This window comes from Streptomyces sp. NPDC053474, assembly GCF_044544845.1.
In the GTDB taxonomy this organism is placed as follows: Bacteria; Actinomycetota; Actinomycetes; order Streptomycetales; family Streptomycetaceae; genus Streptomyces.
Genome location: NZ_JBITXV010000007.1, coordinates 475301 through 495289, shown reverse-complemented (window position 1 = coordinate 495289; position 19989 = coordinate 475301). Strand labels below are relative to the sequence as shown.

Genomic DNA, 19989 nt, shown 5'->3' with positions numbered 1-19989 from the left:
GGCTGGAAGTGAATGTCCGCGATCACCGGAATCTGCGACTTCCGCGCGATCACCGCCAACGCGTCCGCGTCATCCTGCGTAGGACACGCCACCCGTACGATCTGGCAGCCGGAGGCCGTCAGCTCCGCGATCTGCTGGAGCGTCGCCCCGATGTCCGACGTACGCGTCGTCGTCATCGACTGCACCGACACCGGTGCGTCCCCGCCCACGGCCACCGAGCCGACCTGGATCTTGCGGCTGACCCTGCGGTCGGCCAGCTTGGTCGGAACGGACGGGATTCCGAGAGAAACGGCAGTCATCTGGCGTGCATCCCCAAGTGTGGATCGAGGTCCCGAGTTCGGCGGGCTCCGGGCTTCGCGGCATCGCGCTACAACATCGCTTGTTCGCGGGTTCGAGATTACGGCACCCCACAGGCCCCAAGCACATCCCGCCCCGATGTCCACCCATTGGCGGGCTGTACCGCACATACGAAGGCGGCCGGGCACACATGGTGCCCGGCCGCCTCAAACTTCGTACGGCTAGGAAATTCTGACCGGGTTCACCACATCGGCGATCAGGACCAGGATGGTGAAGCAGATGAAGATCCCCGCCACCACATAGGCCACGGGCATCAGCTTCGCCACGTCGAACGGGCCGGGGTCGGGGCGCCGCAGGACCTTCGCCGCGTTCCGGCGCAGCGACTCCCACACCGCACCCGCGATGTGGCCGCCGTCCAGGGGCAGCAGCGGCAGCATGTTGAACAGGAACAGCGAGAGGTTGAACCCGGCAAGCAGGAACAGCATCAGCGCGATCTGGTTCTGCGGCGGGATGTCCAGGGTGAACACCTCGCCGCCGACCCGGGCCGCGCCCACCACGCCCATCGGGGAGTCCTGCTTGCGCTCGCCGTCGCCGAAGGCCGCGTTCCACAGGTCCGGGATCTTGGAGGGCAGGGCGACGATCGACTCGACGCCGTTCTCCATCATGTTGCCCATGCGGTCGACGGACTCGCCGAAGGACTGCTGGACGATGCCGGAGGCGGGCGTGAAGCCGAGGAATCCGGCGTACACGTACTTGCCCTCGACGTAGCCGCCGTCGCCGTCCGTCTTGCTGACCTGGTTCTTGATCAGGTTGGCGTGCAGGTCGACGCGCTTGCCGTCCCGCTCGACGGTGATGGTGGCGGGGCCGATGGTCTCGCGGATCCGCGACTGGAGCGTGGACCAGTCGTCCACGTCCTTGCCCTGGAAGGCAACGATCTTGTCGCCCGCCTTGAGGCCCGCGGCCTTGGCGGGGGCGGGCTTGTCGCCCTTCGCGCACGTGGTGCGGTTCTGACCGGCCTCGATGACGCAGTCGGAGACCTTGCCGACCGAGGTGGTCTGGGTGCTGATGCCGAAGGTCATCATCACGCCGAGGAAGATCACGACGGCCAGGATCAGGTTCATGAACGGCCCGGCGAACATGACGATCACGCGCTTCCACGGCTTGCGCGTGTAGAAGAGCCGGGACTCGTCACCGGGCTTGAGTTCCTCGAACGCCGCCGAGCGCGCGTCCTCGATCATGCCGCGCCAGGGCGAGGTGGACCGCGCCTCAAGGCGCCCGTCGGGCCCCGGCGGGAACATGCCGATCATGCGGATGTAGCCACCGAGCGGGATGGCCTTGATGCCGTACTCGGTGTCGCCCTTCTTGCGGGAGAAGATCGTCGGGCCGAAGCCGACCATGTACTGCGGTACGCGGATGCCGAACATCTTCGCGGTCGACAGATGGCCGAGCTCGTGCCAGGCGATCGAGAAGAGCAGCCCGATCACGAAGACGACTATGCCGAGGATCATCATCAAGGTCGTCATGCACGAGCCTCCGCGGTCGTCTGGGTCGAAGCCGTCAGTTCCCGGGCCCGGGCCCGGGCCCAGGTCTCCGCTTCGAGGACGTCCGCCACGGTCAGCGAGGTTCCCGTCCGCGGCGTGCCGTGCTCGGCGACGACCCGGGTGACGGTCTCCATGATGCCGTTGAACGGCAGCGTGCCCGCCAGGAAGGCGTCCACGCACTCCTCGTTGGCGGCATTGAACACCGCCGGAGCCGTGCCCGCGAGCTCCCCGACGTGCCGGGCGAGCCCCACCGACGGGAACGCCTCGGTGTCCAGCGGGAAGAACTCCCAGGTGGAGGCCTTCGTCCAGTCGAACGCGGGCGCCGCGTCCGGCACCCGCTCGGGCCAGCCGACGCCGATCGCGATGGGCCCGCGCATGTCCGGCGGGGTCGCCTGGGCGAGCGTGGAGCCGTCGGTGAACTCGACCATGGAGTGCACGTACGACTGGGGGTGTACGACGACCTCGATGCGGTCGAAGGGGATGTCGTAGAGGAGGTGGGCCTCGATCACCTCCAGGCCCTTGTTCACCAGGGTCGCCGAGTTCACCGTGATCACCGGGCCCATCGCCCAGGTCGGGTGCGCGAGCGCCTCCTCGGGCGTGACGTCGGCGAGCTCGGCCTTCGTCCGGCCGCGGAAGGGGCCGCCGGACGCGGTGACGACGAGCTTGCGGACGTCGGCGCGGGTGCCTGCGGCGAGGGCCTGGAAGAGCGCGGCGTGCTCGGAGTCGACCGGGATGATCTGGCCGGGCTTGGCGAGCGCCTTGACCAGCGGGCCGCCGACGATCAGCGACTCTTTGTTGGCGAGCGCCAGCGTGCGGCCCGCCTCCAGGGCGGCGAGCGTGGGCGCGAGGCCGATGGAGCCGGTGATGCCGTTGAGGACCGTGTGGCAGGGCGATGCGGCGAGCTGGGTGGCCGCGTCCGGGCCCGCGAGGATCTCGGGCAGCGGCTCCCCGGCCCCGTACTCCTCGCGCAGCGCCTCGCGCAGCGCGGGCACGACGTCCTCGCGGGCGACCGCCACGGCCCGCACCCGCAGGCGCCTGGCCTGCTCGGCGAGCAGCGCGACCCGGCCGCCCGCGGCGGACAGGGCCGTGACCCGGAAGCGGTCGGGGTTGCGCAGCACGAGGTCGATCGCCTGCGTGCCGATCGACCCCGTGGAGCCGAGGACGACGATCTCCCGCGGCCCGGCGGCGGTGCCGGGGTCGAAGACGAGGTGCGGGTCGGCGAGGGGTGCGGGGCTTTCGCTCATGCCCACCATTGTGGCGTGTGCCCTCGCGGGGAGGTCCCAGGCCCGCCCCTTGACCCGGCCTCAGCGGATCGGGCGGTGGACGTTCTCCCTCCGGCTCGCCCCGGGCGTCGCGTCGGCGATCCACGGACCGTCGTCGCTGGGGTCGATCACGCCCTGCTCCAGCCAGGTGTACGTACCGGCGAGGACGCCCTTGACGACCTTGCGGTCCAGGTCGTCGGTGTTGGTCCACAGGCGCCCGAACAGCTCGTCGACGCGGATGCGGGACTGGCGGCAGAAGGCGTCGGCCAGCTGGTACGCCTCGCGGCCGTGGTCCTCGGTGGTGCGCAGGAGGTCGGCGCGCACGCACGCCGCGCTCATCGCGAACAGCTCCGCGCCGATGTCGACGATCCGGCCGAGGAAGCCCTGCTTGGTCTCCATGCGGCCCTGCCAGCGCGACATCCCGTAGAACGTGGAGCGGGCCAGGCGCCGGGCCGCGCGCTCGACGTAGCGCAGGTGCCCGGACAGGTCGGGGTGCCCGGCCGGGGCGAAGTCGGCGTACGCGCGCGGGAGCTGGCCGGGTCCGGCGACGAGCCTGGGCAGCCAGCGGGCGTAGAAGGCCCCGGCCGCGGCCCCGGCCCTGGCCTTGTCGGACAGGGTCTTGTCCGGGTCGATCAGGTCGCCCGCCACCTTCAGGTGGGCGTCGACGGCCTCGCGGGCGATCAGCAGGTGCATGATCTCCGTGGAGCCCTCGAAGATGCGGTTGATGCGCAGGTCGCGCAGGATCTGCTCGGCCGGTACGGCCCGCTCGCCGCGGGCCTTGAGGGACGCGGCGGTCTCGAAGCCGCGGCCGCCGCGGATCTGCACCAGCTCGTCGGCCATGAGGCAGGCCATCTCGGAGCCGTACAGCTTGGCGAGGGCGGCCTCGATGCGGATGTCGTTGCGGTCCTCGTCGGCCATCTGCGAGGACAGGTCGAGTACGGCTTCGAGGGCGAAGGTCGTGGCCGCGATGAAGGAGATCTTCGCGCCGACGGCCTCGTGGTACGCGACGGGCTTGCCCCACTGCTCGCGGGCGCCCGTCCACTCGCGGGCGATCTTCAGGCACCACTTGCCCGCGCCCACGCACATCGCGGGCAGCGAGAGCCGCCCGGTGTTGAGGGTGGTCAGGGCGATCTTCAGGCCCGCGCCCTCCGGGCCGATGCGGTTCGCGGCGGGGACGCGGACCCGGTGGAAGCGGGTGACGCCGTTCTCCAGGCCGCGCAGGCCCATGAAGGCGTTGCGGTTCTCGACCGTGATCCCCTCGGACGCGGCCTCGACGACGAACGCGGTGATGCCGCCCTTGTGGCCCTCGGAGCGGGGCACGCGGGCCATGACCACGAGGAGGTCCGCGACGACGCCGTTGGTCGTCCACAGCTTCACGCCGTCCAGAACGTAGTCGTCGCCGTCGGGCACCGCGGCCGTCGCGAGCCGCGCCGGGTCGGAGCCGACGTCCGGCTCGGTGAGCAGGAACGCGGAGATGTCGGTGCGGGCGCAGCGCGGCAGGAACGCGTCCTTCTGCTCCTGGGTGCCGAAGATCTTCAGCGGCTGCGGGACGCCGATCGACTGGTGCGCGGACAGCAGGGCGCCGAGCGCGGGGCAGGCGGAGCCGACGAGCGCGAGGGCCTTGTTGTAGTACACCTGCGTCAGACCGAGGCCGCCGTACTTCGTGTCGATCTTCATGCCGAGCGCGCCGAGCTCCTTGAGGCCGTTGACGACCTCGTCCGGGATGAGCGCCTCCCGCTCGATGCGCTCCCCGTCGATCTCCGTCTCGCAGAAGTCGCGCAGCTTGGCCAGGAACTCCTCGCCGCGCTGGGCGTCCTGGGTGGCGGGCAGCGGGTGCGGGTGGATCAGGTCGAGGCGGAAGCGGCCGAGGAAGAGCTCCTTGGCGAAGCTGGGTTTGCGCCAGTCCTGCTCACGGGCTGCCTCGGCGACCTGGCGGGCCTCGCGTTCGGTGACCGAGGGCTTCGACGCGGGGGACGGGGGTGGGGTGGTTGGTGCGGTCATGAGGCTCACCTCGCCGCGAGTCGGGATCGTGGACCGATCATGAATCGACGTAGAACCGGATGATGGTTACTCACCGGTGCTACTCGATCGTTGGTACCCGATTCCGCCCATCCTCACCAGCCCTCGCGCAGCGAATGCACGGATACGGCCGGAGCCCCCGTGCGGGGACTCCGGCCGTATGGGAGGAGTTCGGCGCGTTAGAGGGCCAGGCCGGTGAGGACCAGGACGCGCTCGTACGTGTAGTCGTCCATGGCGTAGCGGACGCCCTCGCGGCCGACGCCGGACTGCTTCACGCCGCCGTACGGCATCTGGTCCGCGCGGTAGGAGGGGGCGTCGCCGATGACGACGCCGCCGACCTCCAGGGCGCGGTGGGCGCGGAAGGCCGTCTGGAGGTCGTGCGTGAACACGCCCGCCTGGAGGCCGTACTTGGAGTTGTTCACGGCGTCGAAGGCGGCCTGCTCGCCGTCCACCTTCGTGATCGTGAGCACCGGTCCGAAGACCTCCTCGTGGGCGAGGGTGACGTCGCCCGGCACGTCGGCGAGGACGGTCGGCGCGTACGTGGCGCCGTCGCGCTTGCCGCCGGTGAGCAGCGTGGCGCCCGCCCGGACGGCCTCGTCGACCCAGGACTCCACCCGCTTGGCCGCGTCCTCGCTGACCAGCGGGCCGACGTCGGTCTTCGGGTCGGACGGGTCGCCGGTCACCTGGGCCTCGACGGCCTCGACGACCTTGGCCACGAGCCGGTCGTGGACGGCGGCGTCGGCGATGACCCGCTGCACGGAGATGCAGGACTGGCCGCCCTGGTAGTTGGAGAACGTCGCGATGCGGCTCGCGGCCCAGTCCAGGTCCTCGTCGGAGGAGAAGTCGCCGAGCACGACCGCCGCGCCGTTGCCGCCGAGCTCCAGGGTGCAGTGCTTGCGCGGCACCGAGTCCATGATCTGGTAGCCGACCTTGTCGGAGCCCGTGAAGGAGATGACCGGGAGGCGCTCGTCCTGGACGAGGGCGGGCATCTTGTCGTTGGCGACCGGCAGCACCGACCACGAGCCCGCGGGCAGGTCCGTCTCGGCGAGCAGCTCGCCGAGGATCAGACCGCTGAGCGGGGTCGCCGGGGCGGGCTTGAGGATGATCGGCGTACCGACCGCGATCGCCGGGGCGACCTTGTGGGCGCACAGGTTCAGCGGGAAGTTGAACGGCGCGATGCCGAGGACGACGCCCTTGGGGAAGCGGCGGGTGAGCGCGAGGCGGCCCTGGCCGCCCTGGTCGGTGTCCAGGCGCTGGGCCTCGCCGCCGTTGAAGCGGCGGGCCTCCTCGGCGGCGAAGCGGAACACCGAGATGGCGCGGCCGACCTCGCCGCGGGCCCACTTGACCGGCTTGCCGTTCTCGGCGGAGATCAGCTGCGCGATCTCCTCGGTGCGCTCCACCAGGCGCTCTGACACGTGGGCGAGGGCGGCGGCGCGGACGTGGGCCGGGGTGGCGGCGAACTCGTCGCGGACCGCGTAGGCCGCGGCGACGGCCTCCTCCACCTGGGCGTCGGTCGGGACGGCCGCCTTGCCGACGAGTCGCCCGTCCCACGGCGAGGTGACGTCGAGCGTGGTCTCGCCGGTGGCCTGGCGACCGGCGACCCAGAAGGCGTGAATGGAAGTCATACGAATCCCGGCCCTTCGCGGAGGTTCGTCTTCAGCAGTACGGGGTCCACCGTAGGGGTGGAGGTTTCGGCGGGGGCTTGTCCGAGTCGGCGTAGTGGCGACTGCCCGCGCACCGGATTGTCAGGGCTGCCCTCGCGGTGCGCCCCAGACCCGCCCCTTCCCGAACCAGGGGCTGCCGCCCCCGTACCCCCGCCCTTTTCGGCGCTGCGCAGAGCTAGTCCACCGGTGTCGTCGCCTTCAGGGACAGCCACAGCTCCATCCGGACGTCCGGGTCGTCCAGGGAGCGGCCGAGGATCTCCTCAACCCGCCGCATGCGGTAGCGCAGCGTATGCCGGTGCACACCGAGGTCCGCGGCGGCCGCGTCCCACTGCCCGTGCCGCGACAGCCACGCCCGCAGCGAGGCGACCAGATCCCCACGCCCCGTGGCATCGTGCTCGCGCAGCGCCCGCAGGAGCCCGTCCGCGAACGCCCGTACCGCCTCGTCCGCGAGCAGCGGAAGGACCGACCCCGCGGCCAGCTCCTCGTGCTCGACGAGGGCCTTGCCGCGCCGCCGCGCCACGGAGAGGGCCTGCTCGGCCTGCTTGTAGGCGGGGGCGGCCGCGACGGTCCCGGCGGGCGCGGAGAGCCCCATCAGGAGCCCGGGCCCATCGGCGGGCTCGGGGCGCCCGACCTCGACCCGGGCCACGTACTCGACGGCGGCCCGCTGCGCGGCCCCGCCGTCGGCGACGAGCAGCACAAGCCGCTCGCCGTACGGCACGACGAGGAGCGCCTCGCCGAAGCGCGCGGCCGCCGACTCGACGGCGTCGACGAGCCCTGCGGCCCAGGCGCCCTCCTCCTCGGCGGCCGGGGGCGTCGCGGACTCGGCCACCACGAGCCGGAAGGGCGCGTCGAGCAGCTCGCCGTACAGGTCACCGGCGACGGCCAGCGCGTGGTCGGGCTCCCCGGCGAGCAGCATGCGCAGGACGGCGGAGCCGATGCGGGCCTCGGCGGCGTGCAGGGAGCGGGAGCGCTCGGTGGTGAGGGTGAGCAGGGCGATCGCGGAGTGCACGGCGTAGCGCTCGGCGGTGCCGAGGGTCGAGGCCGTGCCGACGGCGAGCGCGGCGCGCGGCCGCCGCCCGGTGCCGAGGGAGTGCAGTTCGACCCGGTCCTCGGCCCCGGCCACGACGAGGCTCGCGGGGGCGGTGCGCTCGCGCAGGCGCTCGACGTCCGGGGTGAGCCGGGCGGCGCGGCGGGCGGCCCACTCGGGCGCGGTGGCGACGACGGCCCCGGAGGCGTCGTACAGCGCGGCCCAGCCGTCGACCTGTCCGGCGAGCGCGCCGAGCAGCCCTTCGGGGCCGTCCCCGAGGGCCTGCCGGGTCAGCTCGCGCTGGGCGGCGAAGCCCGCGGTGACGGCGCGGTACTGGTCGGCGGCGATGGCGGCCGACACGGCCTTGCTGATGGCCAGGAAGGGGGTGCGGCGGGGCACCTCGATGAGCGGCAGGTCCTCCGCGGTGGCCGCGTCGACGAGGGCCTCGGGGATGTCGGGGTAGTTCACGCCGACGGCGAAGCCGAGGCCGACGACGCCCGCGCCCGCGAGCCGCTTCACGTACCGCCGCATCGCCTCGGGGTTCTCCGCGTCCAGCTGGAGCGCGGTGACGAGGAGCAGTTCGCCGCCCTCCATGTACGGCACGGGGTCGGCGAGCTCGCTGACGTGGGCCCAGCGCACGGGGGTGTCCAGGCGGTCCTCGCCCGCGCGCACGGTGAGCTTGAGCGCGGAGTGCTGGACGAGCGAGGCGAGCGTGGGGGGCATGGGACCTTCAGGTCGTACGACGGCGGGGGCGGGCGCCGGGACGGCGGGCCGCGTGCGGGTGGTGGGGCGGCGGTCGCCGCGGCGGACGTCGGTCACGTGGGCGCCCGGCGAGCGCACCGTGCGGCACGTGATCTCTTGGCCGCCGCGTATGACGGCTACCGTCGATTCTGCCTCACCGTACGGTCGCCACGGGCGCCCTGCCGGGTATATCCCCCCGCCGGGACCCGGGGCTCCGGCCCGTCAGCTCCGCAGGTCCACGAGGAGCGGCGGCGCGTGCTCCCCCCGTACGTCCGTCAGCGAGAGCACCGCGTGCCCCGGCGGCACCGCGTGCGCCAGCTCGGAGGCCGACCAGCGCTCGCGCTCGACCTGGCGGACGGTGACCGCGCGGGCGGTCGGCGCGCGTCCGGTGATCACGCGGCGCAGCACGTGCAGGACCTTGCCCGCGGGGGTCTCGGCGATGATCTGCCGGTCGGTGACGTCCCGTGCCTCGGTCCACTCCTTGCCCCAGACCTCCGCGAAGTCCTGGCCGTCCCAGGGGGTGAGCCCGGACAGGGCCATGCGGCAGCCGACGGCGCCGAGCAGCGGCGTGCGCAGCGGGCGCGGCACGTCGTCGAGGGTCCGCAGGGTCATGACGACCCCCGCGTTGGCCGACCTGAGCCGCTGGACGCGGCGGACCGCCTCGGGGGTGACCGTGCCGGTGGCGTCGTCGAGGACCAGGCAGGCGAAGAGCGAGCGGTCCTCGCGGGCGGCGGCGCTGGCCGTGAACTGGGCGAGGACGAGCCGGGCGAGGATCCGCGAGGCGTCGGCGTGCCCGCGCTCGGGCAGGTCGACGCGGACCCGCACCGGGTGGTCGAGGGCGCGCAGCGAGAACGGGGTGCTCCGGCCCGAGGTGTCGAAGAAGGCGGCGAACGCGGGCCGGTCGAGCAGGGCGAGCCGGTCCGCGAGGGTGGCGCCGATGTCGCCCGGGTGCCCCGACTGCCGCGCGCGGGCGTCGAGGTCGCGCAGCATGACCTCGTGCCCGAGCTCCAGGAGCGCCTTGCGGAGGGCGTCGAGCGGCTCGGGGACGCCGTCGAGCAGGGCGCGCAGCTCGGGCACGGAGGGGAAGCGGCCGTTGACGGCCTGGTAGGGGCCGAGGAGCTGGGCGAGGACGGTGGTGGAGCGGCGGGTGTCGGCGCCCAGGTGCGGGTCGACGAGGTCGCCGACGAGGGCCTCGGCGAGCACGGCGGCGGCCTCGTCCGGGTCGGTGGCGCCGCCGTACAGGTCGAGGTCGTACTCGGACTCGGGTTGGCCGATGCGGACGACCACGTCGTAGTCGTCGCCGGGGCCGAGTCCCGCGCCCGCCGCGCCGACCACCACCACGGCGGCGCGCCCGGCGAGGGCCTGGAGACACAGGCCCTCGGCGATCGGCCAGACCACGCTGCCGGTCTTGCCGGAGCCCGCGGGGCCGACGGCGAGCAGCGAGGTGCCGATCAGGCCGGGGCCGACGGCGAGGCCCGCGCCCCGGTAGGCGTACGGGTTGCGCGGGTCGTCCACGGTGGTGCCGAGCCGCACCTGCGCGGTGGCGAGGTCGTGCCGGGCGGCCCGCGCGGGCAGGTCCCGGTCCCCGGAGGGGTGCGGGCAGGCGGCGGCGCCGTCGCGCACGACGGCGTCGGTGAACGCGGCGAGGGAGTTGTTCCCCGAGCGCACGGAGCGCCAGGCGCGGGCGATGCGGGCGGCGTCGATGTCCCGCATGAGCCCCGCGCGGGCGTCGGCGGCGAGCCGGTCGGCGGCGGCCCCCGCGCCCCCGGCCCGCAGCTTCGGCCACTGGGCGGGGTCCTCCTCGGGCGCGGGCTCGGCCTCCACCGGTGCCTTGGTGCGCAGGCGCGGGGCGACGAAGCGGCGCCAGATCTCGTCCCAGCGGCCCACCTTGCCGACGCCGATCATGATGGCCAGCACGACGAGGAGGGTGTAGCCGTCCCAGACGAGGAGATTGACGAACTTGTTGTCGCTGTACCGCCAGGAGTCCGGTGTGAAGAGCTCCAGCGGAACGATCCACCAGCTGCCCAGGTAGTTGTTGTTGAGCAGCGACCAGATCAGCCAGCCCACGAGGAACGCGATCCCCGCGCCCGTCAGGAGCTGCCGGGTCGGGATGACCTCCGGCTCCTGCTCGGGCCGGGACGTGTGCCCGAACCGCCAGATGCCGGGCGCCGCCCGCGGCCGGGGCGTGCGCAGCCAGGCGAGGAACTCCTCGCCCTGGGCGTGCGGCGGCGCGCCGGGCGCCCGCGCGGGCCTGGGCGGCACGGCGGGAGCCGCCTCCCCCGTGGCGCCGCCGCGCGGCGGCGCCACGCGCGGCACCGGAGTGGCGTGCGTGCCGCGAGCGTCGTACGTGCCGTCGGAAGTCATGGCCCTTGCCCCCTGACCTGCCCTGTCATGGCCCTGTGTGCTGGTGCGCGGCTCAATCTAGTGCCCGTGTGCCGCCGTTGGGCCGCGCGCACGCCGATCACACCACGGGCCGGGCGCCGCGACGCCCGCCGCGTGGCTATGTCCACCACGGACAACCGCCACGCCGAACCCCTCCCCCATGGAGCATGCCCGCCGCCACCGCCCGCCCCTAACCTGCGGAGAAAGACCACGAACACGTCCGGAAAGCCGCTGTGCCCCGAGGACGTCCGCACGACCCACCACCCCCAGGAGCTCTCATGACCGCTATTCCCCAGGAGCGCCGCGTCGTCACCGCCATTCCCGGGCCGAAGTCCCAGGAGCTGCAGGCCCGCCGCACGGCCGTGGTGGCCGGTGGCGTGGGCTCGGTGCTGCCCGTGTTCACGGCCCGCGCGGGCGGCGGCATCATCGAGGACGTCGACGGCAACCGCCTGATCGACTTCGGCTCCGGCATCGCGGTGACCAGCGTCGGCGCCTCCGCCGAAGCCGTCGTGCGCCGCGCCTCCGCGCAGCTGGCGGACTTCACCCACACCTGTTTCATGGTCACCCCGTACGAGGGCTACGTGGCGGTCGCCGAGGCCCTCGCCGAGCTCACCCCGGGTGACCACGCCAAGAAGTCGGCCCTCTTCAACAGCGGCGCCGAGGCCGTCGAGAACGCCGTCAAGATCGCCCGTGCGTACACCAAGCGCCGGGCCGTCGTCGTCTTCGACCACGGCTACCACGGCCGCACGAACCTCACGATGGCCCTGACGGCGAAGAACATGCCGTACAAGCACGGCTTCGGCCCGTTCGCGCCCGAGGTCTACCGCGTGCCGGTGGCGTACGGCTACCGCTGGCCGACCGGTGCCGAGAACGCCGGGCCCGAGGCCGCCAAGCAGGCCATCGACATGATCAACAAGCAGGTCGGCGCCGACAACGTCGCCGCGATCATCATCGAGCCGGTGCTCGGCGAGGGCGGCTTCATCGAGCCCGCCAAGGGCTTCCTGCCGGAGATCGTGAAGTTCGCGGGCGACAACGGCATCGTCTTCGTCGCGGACGAGATCCAGTCCGGCTTCTGCCGCACCGGCCAGTGGTTCGCCTGCGAGGACGAGGGCATCGTCCCGGACCTGATCACGACGGCCAAGGGCATCGCGGGCGGCCTGCCGCTCGCCGCCGTCACAGGCCGCGCCGAGATCATGGACGCCGCGCACGCGGGCGGCCTCGGCGGCACCTACGGCGGCAACCCGGTGGCCTGCGCCGGCGCGCTCGGCGCCATCGAGACGATGAAGGAGCTCGACCTCAACGCCAAGGCGAAGCAGATCGAGTCCGTGATGAAGGCCCGGCTCTCCGCCATGGCCGAGAAGTTCGACATCATCGGCGACATCCGCGGCCGGGGCGCGATGATCGCGATCGAGCTGGTCAAGGACCGCGCGACGAAGGAGCCGAACCCGGAGGCGACCGGCGCCCTCGCCAAGGCCTGCCACGCCGAGGGCCTCCTCGTCCTGACCTGCGGCACCTACGGCAACGTCCTGCGCTTCCTGCCGCCGCTGGTGATCGGCGAGGACCTCCTGAACGAGGGCCTGGACATCATCGAGGCCGCGTTCGCGACGGTCTGACCGCTCCGGCGCGCACCCGCGCGCGCCGCACCTGTCTGGACCTCTGGCACCGGGGCCGTCCCACTGTGGGGGCGGCCCCGGTGCCGCACGGGGCGCACCTCCTGACATGTGCGGATCCCGCCCGGTACACCGATCGTGACCTGGGGTGACGGTTAGGGCCTGTGAAGAAGGTGTGGGAGCCCCATGGCGGGACCTGTTTCCGGCTGTCGGCCCCCGAGCTACTGACGTACGGTTTCTGCAGATGAGAGAAACACCCCGTTCACGGGAGACCGTGGGCGACACCAGGTCGGAGCCTCCCCAGCCCCGCCCTGGGCGTGCCTTCGCGCACACACCTGGAGCCATGCGCTCCGGAACTCCTCACCGATCGGATGGCCGCCCGCCCCAAACCCCCCGGGGCGCGCGGCAGCCCGGTCCTCTCGGCCGCCCCGGAACTACCCCCCCTGTTCCGGGGCGGCCGACCCCTTCTCTGCTTCTGCTCCTGGCGAGTGGCCTGCTCTTCGCCCTCCTCACCTGGCAGATCGCCGCCGACGGGCCCGTGCACCAGCTCGACGAACGCCTCGGCCGCGCGCTCTCCGGCGCCCTGCTCCCCCGCCCCGTCGCCGAACTCCTCGCCGACCTGGGCAGTGCGGCGGTCGCGCTGCCGGTGCTCGCCGCCGCCCTCGGGTACGCGGCGTGGCGCGGCTTCCGTGCCGGCGCGCGGCGCTGGTGGCTCGCGCCCCTGGTCGCGGCGCTCGCCATGGCCGCGGTGCCCGCTCTGGTCGTACCTCTGAAGGCCGCGGTCGACCGCGGCGCCCCGCCGGGCATGGACGGCACCGGCTACTACCCCTCCGGACACACGGCGACCGCCACCGTCGCCTACGGCGCCGCCGCCCTGCTGCTCCTCCCCTTCCTGCGCGCCCCCCGCGCCCTGACCGCGGCCTGCGTCCTGGTGAACCTCGCCGTGGGGCTCGGCCTGGTCGTCCGCGGCTACCACTGGCCCGCGGACGTCCTGGCGAGCTGGCTGCTGTGCGGGGGGCCGCTCGGGGCCGTGGCGCTCAGCCGAAGTACGCGTCGAAGTTCTTCGAGAACTCCCAGTTGTTGAAGCGGTCCCAGTTGACGGACCAGGTCATCAGGCCGCGCAGGGCGGGCCACTTGCCGTGGGGCTTGTAGGAGCCGCAGTTGGTGTTCTTGGTGAGGCAGTCGAGGGCCTTGTTGACCTCGCCGGGCGGGACGTGGCCGTTGCCCGCCTGCGGGGACGCGGGCATGCCGATGGCGATCTTCTCCGGGGGCAGGGGCGGGAAGGCGTTGGCCGTGTTGCCCTTGACCGGGAAGCCGGTCAGGAGCATGTCGGTCATGGCGATGTGGAAGTCGGCGCCGCCCATCTGGTGGTACTGGTTGTCGAGGCCCATGATCGGGCCGGAGTTGTAGTCCTGGACGTGCAGCAGGGTGAGGTCGTCGCGCAGGGCGTGGATGACCGGCAGATACGAGCCCGCGCGCGGGTCGCCGCCCCACTGGCCGGGACCGTAGAACTGGTAGCCGAGCTGCACGAAGAAGGTCTCGGGCGCCATGGTGAGGGTGAAGCCGGGGCCGTACTTGGCCTTCAGGCTCTTCACGGCGGAGATCAGGTTGACGATCACCGGGGTCTTGGGGTTCTTGAAGTCGCTGTCGCCCGCGTTGAGGGAGAGGGAGTGGCCCTCGAAGTCGATGTCCAGGCCGTCGAGTCCGTACTCGTCGATGATCGCCGACACGGAGGCGACGAACGTGTCGCGGGCCTGGGTGGTGGTGAGCTGGACCTGGCCGTTCTGCCCGCCGATGGAGATCAGGACCTTCTTGCCCTGGGCCTGCTTGGCCTTGACGGCGGCCTTGAACTCGTCCTTCGTCTCGACGTTCGGGCACTCCGTCTTGGGGCAGAGGCCGAAGCGGATGTCGCCGGACGTCGCGGAGGTCGGCTCCCCGAAGGCCAGGTCGATGATGTCCCAGCTGTCCGGGGTGTCGGCGAGACGCGTATAGCCGGAGCCGTTGGCGAAGCTGGTGTGCAGATAGCCGACGAGGGCGTGCGCGGGCAGGGCCCGGTCCGAAGCCGCTGCCTGCGGACTCTGGACCGCGAGCAGCCCGGCGACCGCAAGCACGAGCGCCCCGAAGGGGCGCGGGGAACGGCGCGACCAGCCACGACGAACCCGCGGCCGAGAAACGAGTGCCACAACTGCCTCCAGAAGTGGGGGTGTTGGAGAGCAGGACACACTCAAGTTGGTCCAGACCAATACTCTTGTCAAGTCCCTGTCACCAAGCATGAGCCGAAGGGTCACTCGGGGGGCGACTCACCCGGGTCGCGAGGGGCTGCGCCCCAGGCATCCCTCTCAGCCCGCGCGCCCCGCGCGATGCGCGCCGCCGCCTCGTGCATCGCCAGCTCCAGGAGCGCCGGATCGACCAGCGTCCCCGAGCCGTCCGGCGGGATCAGCCAGCGCACGGCGCCCGTGGAGCGCCCCGGGAAGGGCACGACGATCCAGGTGCCGCGGCCCGCGCCGCGCACCCCCGTGCCCACCCAGCGGGCCACCGTGCCCGGGGGCACGAAGAACCCCATCCGCTCGTCGCCGAAGTCGGCGAGCACCGGACCCGGGCGGTCGACGACCCGCGTCAGCACGTCCAGCGTGGGATGGCCGAGCTCGCCCGGCAGGATCAGCACGTCCCAGAGCCTGCCCGCCGGGAGCAGCGCGACCCCGAGGGGGTTGCGCTCCCACTCCCAGCGGCAGGCCTCCGGATCCGGTGCCACCGACACCAGCCACTCCACCGCCGATTTGGCACCCGAACCGTTCATGGTCGGACCTCCCTGTCTTCGTGTGCCGTACGAATGCCTGACACGAGGGAGAGGGCTTCGGGGGCCGGGCGTTACGCGGATTCAGCTACTGACTGGTAGTGAAGCGTGTCACAGCACGGCGGGGGCGTACGCCGGTGGACAACGGCGGGCGGATGTCCACCCGCGCGCCGCCCGGACAGCGGCTCACGGGCGGCGGCTCGGCGGGCGGCGCGCGGGGTCAGCTGTCGAAGCCGAGCCCCAGCTTGTCCATCGCCCTGAGCCAGGCGTTGCGCCTGCCCCCGTTGGCGTCCGCGCGGGCCAGGGCCCACTTGGTCAGGGTCACCCCCGTCCAGGCGAACGGCTCGGGCGGGAACGGCAGCGGCTTGGAGCGGACCATCTCAAGCTCGGTCCGCTCGGTGCGCTCGCCCGCGAGGAGGTCCAGCATCACGTCGGCGCCGAAGCGCGTGGCGCCGACGCCGAGGCCCGTGTATCCGGCGGCGTACGCGACCCGGCCGCCGTGCGCCGTGCCGAAGAACGCCGAGAAGCGCGAGCACGTGTCGATCGCGCCGCCCCACGCGTGCGTGAACCGCACCCCCTCCAGCTGCGGGAAGCAGGTGAAGAAGTGCCCGGCGAGCTTCGCGTAGGTCTCGGGGCGGTGGTCGTACTCGGCGCGCACCTTGCCGCCGAAGGGGTAGATCGCGTCGTATCCGCCCCACAGGACGCGGTTGTCGGCGGACAGCCGGAAGTAGTGGAACTGGTTGGCCGCGTCGCCGAGGCCCTGGCGGTTCTTCCAGCCGATGGCGGCCAGCTGGTCCGGCGTGAGCGGCTCGGTCATGAGCGCGTAGTCGTACACGGGGACCGTGTACGCGCGCACCCGCTTGACCAGGGACGGGAAGACGTTCGTGCCGAGGGCGACCTGGCGGGCGAAGACCCTGCCGTACGGGGTGCGGATCGCCATCCCGGCGCCGGCGGAGGCCAGTTCGAGGGCGGGCGTGTTCTCGTACACGCGCACGCCCAGTTCGCGGCAGACGCGCTTGAGGCCCCAGGCGAGCTTCGCCGGGTGCAGCAGGGCGACGCCGTCGCGGTCCCAGAAGCCGCCGAGGAAGGTCGGCGAGTCGATCTGGGAGCGCAGCTCGTCCGCGTCCAGCATCTCGGCGGAGCCGGTGAGGCCGCGCGCGGCCATCTCCTCGTACATCTCGTGGAGTTCGGCGAGCTGGTGCGGCTGGGTCGCGATGTCGATCTCGCCGGTGCGCTCGAAGTCGCAGTCGATGCCGTACCGCTCGACGGCCGCCTCGATCTCGTCGAGGTTGCGGGCGCCCAGCTCCTCCAGTCTGCCGATCTCGTCCGGCCAGCGGGCCAGGCCGTTGGGCACGCCGTGGGTGAGGGACGCGGCGCAGAAGCCGCCGTTGCGCCCGGAGGCGGCCCAGCCGATCTCGCGGCCCTCGACGAGGACGACGTCACGGCCGGGGTCGCGCTCCTTGGCGATCAGTGCGGTCCACAGGCCGCTGTAGCCGCCGCCGACGACGAGCAGGTCGGCCCGCTCGTCACCGACCAGCGCGGGCTCCGGGTCGGGTCGGCCCGGGTCGTCCAGCCAGTACGGGACCGGCTTGGCTTCGGAGAGAGACTTGGTCCAACGGTTCATGGCAACAGGGGCCATGATTTCCACTCCCTTGAGAATTGCGTAGAGCTGCACAGAGCTGCCGGGAACCGCACGGGCGCCGCTTTCCCTCAGGTCAGCGCGCCCGCTTCGCGCGGCGCTTTCCGATCAGCATTCCTGCCAGTACGAGAACGACGGCGATGAGGAACATCGCCGTGCCGATCACATTGATCTGAACGGGCGTACCCCGCTGCGCGGATCCCCAGACGAACATGGGGAAGGTCACAGTCGATCCGGCGTTGAAGTTCGTGATGATGAAATCGTCGAAGGACAGGGCGAAGGCGAGCAGCGCGCCCGCCGCGATGCCCGGCGCCGCGATCGGCAGCGTGACCCGCAAGAAGGTCTGCACGGGCCCGGCGTAGAGGTCCTGCGCGGCCTGTTCCAGGCGCGGGTCCATCGACATCACGCGCGCCTTCACTGCGGTCACCACGAAGCTCAGGCAGAACATGATGTGGGCTATCAGCACGGTCCAGAACCCGAGCTGCGCGCCCATGTTCAGGAACAGCGTGAGCAGCGAGGCGGCCATGACGACCTCGGGCATCGCCATGGGCAGGAAGATCAGCGAGCTGACGGCGCCACGCGCCCGGAAGCGGTAGCGCACGAGCGCGAAGGCGATCATCGTGCCGAGCACGGTGGCGCCGAGGGTCGCCCAGAAAGCGATCTGCAGGCTGAGGGAGAGCGAGCCGCACATGTCGGCGACGCCGCACGGGTCCTGCCAGGCGTCCGTCGAGAACTCCTGCCAGGAGTAGTTGAAACGGCCTTTGGGCTTGTTGAAGGAGAAGACCGTGACGACGACGTTGGGCAGCAGGAGATAGCCGAGCGTGAGGAGTCCGAAGATGACGACGAGGTTCCGGCGCAGCAGTCGGCCGAATGCGACGAACGGGCCCATCAGACCAGATCCTCCGTCCCCGACTTGCGGATGTAGAACGTCACCATGATCAGAATGGCGGCCATCAGGATGAACGAAAGGGCGGCCGCCGTCGGGTAATCCAGAATGCGCAGGAACTGCGTCTGGATGACGTTTCCGACCATGCGCGTGTCGGTGGAGCCGAGCAGATCGGCGTTCACGTAGTCACCGGCGGCCGGAATGAAGGTGAGCAGCGTCCCGGAGACGACACCCGGCATCGACAGCGGAAAGGTGACCTTGCGGAACGTCGTGGACGGCCGCGCGTAGAGGTCGCCCGCGGCCTCGTGGAGCCGGGGGTCGATGCGCTCCAGGGACGTGTAGAGCGGCAGGATCATGAACGGCAGGAAGTTGTACGTGAGTCCGCAGACCACCGCGAGCGGCGTGGCGAGGACGCGGTCGCCGTCGGTGACGCCGAGCCAGCTGGTGACGTCCAGGACGTGCAGCGTGTTCAGGGCGCCGACGAGGGGCCCGCCGTCGGCGAGGATCGTCTTCCAGGCGAGCGTGCGGATGAGGAAGCTCGTGAAGAACGGCGCGATGACGAGCACCAGGATCAGATTGCGCCAGCGGCCCGCGCGGAACGCGATGAGGTACGCCAGCGGATAGCCGAGCAGCAGGCACAGGGCCGTGGCGGCGCCCGCGTACAGGACCGAGCGCAGGAACTGCGGCCAGTAGTCGCCGAGCGCGTCCCAGTAGGTGGCGAAGTGCCAGGTGACCTTGTAGCCCTCTTCCAGGGAGCCGGTCTGCACGGACGTCGAGGCCTGGTAGACCAGCGGCAGGGCGAAGAAGACGACCAGCCACAGGATGCCGGGGAGCAGCAGCCAGTAGGGCACGAGGCGGCCGCGCCTGCGGGGCCTTGCGGGGGCGGGGGCGTCCTCCACGGGCACCTCGACGGGCGCCTTGACGGGGGCCGTCACGCGTCCTCCTCGACCTTCTCGACGCCCGCCTCGACGTCCTGCTCCGCGTCCAGGCCGAAGGTGTGGGCGGGGTTCCAGTGCAGGACGACCTCGGCGCCCGGGGCGAGGCGGGTGTCGCGCTCGATGTTCTGCGCGTACACCTCGAAGGCGTCGCAGACGGGGCTGTCGACGACGTACTGGGTGGAGACGCCGATGAAGCTGGAGGTGACCACGCGGCCGGTGATGCGGTTGCGGCCGTCCGGGACGGTGCCCGCGTCGTCGGCGTGGGTCAGGGTGATCTTCTCGGGGCGCACCCCGACGAGGACCTTGCCGCCGGGGCTCGTCGCGGCGCTACATCGCGCCCTGGGCAGCAGGAGCTTGCCGTCGCCCGCCCTGAGGACCACGTCGTCGCCGCTGACCGAGTCGACCTCGGCCGCGATGAAGTTGGAGGTGCCGAGGAAGTTGGCGACGAACGTGGTGCGCGGGTTCTCGTACAGCTCGGCGGGGGCGCCCTGCTGCTCGACGCGGCCGCCGTTCATCACCGCGACCGTGTCGGCCATCGTCATGGCCTCCTCCTGGTCGTGCGTGACGTGCACGAAGGTGATGCCGACCTCGGTCTGGATGCGCTTGAGCTCCAGCTGCATCTGGCGGCGCAGCTTCAGGTCGAGGGCGCCGAGCGGCTCGTCGAGGAGCAGCACCTTGGGGTGGTTGATGAGCGCGCGGGCCACCGCGACGCGCTGCTGCTGGCCACCGGAGAGCTGGTGCGGCTTCTTGCGGGCCTGCTCGCCGAGCTGGACGAGGTCGAGCATCTCGCCGACCTGCTTCTTCACCGACTTGATGCCGCGCCGACGCAAGCCGAAGGCGACGTTCTCGAAGATGTCGAGGTGCGGGAAGAGCGCGTACGACTGGAAGACCGTGTTCACGGGCCGCTTGTAGGGCGGCAGCGCGGTGACGTCCTGCTCGCCCAGGCACACCGTGCCGGAGCTCGGCTCCTCCAGGCCCGCGATCATGCGAAGCGTGGTGGTCTTGCCGCAGCCGGACGCGCCGAGCAGGGCGTAGAACGAGCCCTGGGGCACGGTGAGGTCGAGCGGGTGGACGGCGGTGAAGGAGCCGTAGGTCTTGCTGATCCCGGTCAGGCGGACGTCGCCGCTGGTTTCGGTCATGAGTTCTTCCCAGGGGTGGTGAGCGGTCGGGACGGCGGGCGCCGCGTAAG

Annotated in this window: 15 protein-coding genes; 2 read left to right on the top strand and 13 right to left on the bottom strand. The window is 71.9% G+C overall.

Annotation, left to right across the window (positions count from 1 at the left end):
• The 7 genes from ACIG3E_RS19890 to ACIG3E_RS19860 form a co-directional block, all read right to left on the bottom strand.
• Positions 1–299, bottom strand: a 299-nt coding sequence (locus tag ACIG3E_RS19890) for a flavodoxin-dependent (E)-4-hydroxy-3-methylbut-2-enyl-diphosphate synthase (protein WP_399617788.1), incomplete at its 3' end; no start/stop codon positions are given.
• A gap of 219 nt (positions 300–518) precedes the next feature.
• Positions 519–1820 (bottom strand): M50 family metallopeptidase, encoded by a 1302-nt coding sequence (locus ACIG3E_RS19885; protein ID WP_399617786.1) that lies wholly within the window; start codon positions 1818–1820, stop codon positions 519–521.
• Positions 1817–3082, bottom strand: a complete 1266-nt coding sequence (dxr, locus tag ACIG3E_RS19880) for a 1-deoxy-D-xylulose-5-phosphate reductoisomerase (RefSeq protein ID WP_399617783.1) — start codon at positions 3080–3082, stop codon at positions 1817–1819. The genes ACIG3E_RS19885 and dxr overlap by 4 nt, the downstream gene beginning before the upstream one ends.
• A gap of 60 nt (positions 3083–3142) precedes the next feature.
• A complete protein-coding gene (locus tag ACIG3E_RS19875; protein WP_399617780.1) occupies positions 3143–5101 on the bottom strand; it encodes an acyl-CoA dehydrogenase family protein in 1959 nt (652 codons plus the stop codon).
• 197 nt (positions 5102–5298) lie between these two features.
• Positions 5299–6744, bottom strand: coding sequence for an aldehyde dehydrogenase family protein (locus tag ACIG3E_RS19870; RefSeq protein WP_399617777.1), 1446 nt, complete (start codon positions 6742–6744; stop codon positions 5299–5301).
• Positions 6745–6958: 214 nt separating this feature from the next.
• The gene (locus ACIG3E_RS19865) at positions 6959–8533 is read right to left on the bottom strand and encodes a PucR family transcriptional regulator (protein ID WP_399617774.1); all 1575 of its coding nucleotides are present in this window, start codon (positions 8531–8533) and stop codon (positions 6959–6961) included.
• A gap of 240 nt (positions 8534–8773) precedes the next feature.
• Positions 8774–10915, bottom strand: a complete 2142-nt coding sequence (locus ACIG3E_RS19860) for an ATP-binding protein (protein WP_399617771.1) — start codon at positions 10913–10915, stop codon at positions 8774–8776.
• A gap of 296 nt (positions 10916–11211) precedes the next feature.
• Here ACIG3E_RS19860 and gabT point away from each other — a divergent pair, with 296 nt between their 5' ends.
• Both gabT and ACIG3E_RS19850 read left to right on the top strand, forming a co-directional pair.
• Positions 11212–12546 carry a 4-aminobutyrate--2-oxoglutarate transaminase gene (gabT, locus tag ACIG3E_RS19855; RefSeq protein ID WP_399617768.1) on the top strand — a complete coding sequence of 445 codons (1335 nt, stop codon included), beginning with the start codon at positions 11212–11214 and terminating at the stop codon, positions 12544–12546.
• A 535-nt stretch (positions 12547–13081) separates the two neighbouring features.
• On the top strand, positions 13082–13627 hold the full coding sequence (locus ACIG3E_RS19850; RefSeq protein WP_399617765.1) for a phosphatase PAP2 family protein: 546 nt from the start codon (positions 13082–13084) through the stop codon (positions 13625–13627).
• Here ACIG3E_RS19850 and ACIG3E_RS19845 read toward each other — a convergent pair.
• The 6 genes from ACIG3E_RS19845 to ACIG3E_RS19820 form a co-directional block, all read right to left on the bottom strand.
• The gene (locus ACIG3E_RS19845; RefSeq protein ID WP_399617763.1) at positions 13581–14654 is read right to left on the bottom strand and encodes a chitinase; all 1074 of its coding nucleotides are present in this window, start codon (positions 14652–14654) and stop codon (positions 13581–13583) included. The two genes, ACIG3E_RS19850 and ACIG3E_RS19845, sit on opposite strands and share 47 nt — an antisense overlap.
• Positions 14655–14827: 173 nt before the next feature.
• Positions 14828–15340, bottom strand: a complete 513-nt coding sequence (locus ACIG3E_RS19840) for a hypothetical protein (protein WP_399617760.1) — start codon at positions 15338–15340, stop codon at positions 14828–14830.
• Between the two features lie 217 nt (positions 15341–15557).
• A complete protein-coding gene (locus ACIG3E_RS19835) occupies positions 15558–16976 on the bottom strand; it encodes an NAD(P)/FAD-dependent oxidoreductase (protein WP_399617757.1) in 1419 nt (472 codons plus the stop codon).
• A gap of 76 nt (positions 16977–17052) precedes the next feature.
• Entirely contained in the window at positions 17053–17865 is an 813-nt protein-coding gene (locus ACIG3E_RS19830) for an ABC transporter permease (RefSeq protein WP_399617754.1), read from the bottom strand.
• The gene (locus ACIG3E_RS19825; protein ID WP_399617751.1) at positions 17865–18797 is read right to left on the bottom strand and encodes an ABC transporter permease; all 933 of its coding nucleotides are present in this window, start codon (positions 18795–18797) and stop codon (positions 17865–17867) included. The genes ACIG3E_RS19830 and ACIG3E_RS19825 overlap by 1 nt, the downstream gene beginning before the upstream one ends.
• Positions 18794–19939 carry an ABC transporter ATP-binding protein gene (locus ACIG3E_RS19820; protein ID WP_399617748.1) on the bottom strand — a complete coding sequence of 382 codons (1146 nt, stop codon included), beginning with the start codon at positions 19937–19939 and terminating at the stop codon, positions 18794–18796. Before ACIG3E_RS19820 ends, ACIG3E_RS19825 begins: the two co-directional genes overlap by 4 nt.
• Between the last annotated feature and the right edge of the window lie 50 nt (positions 19940–19989).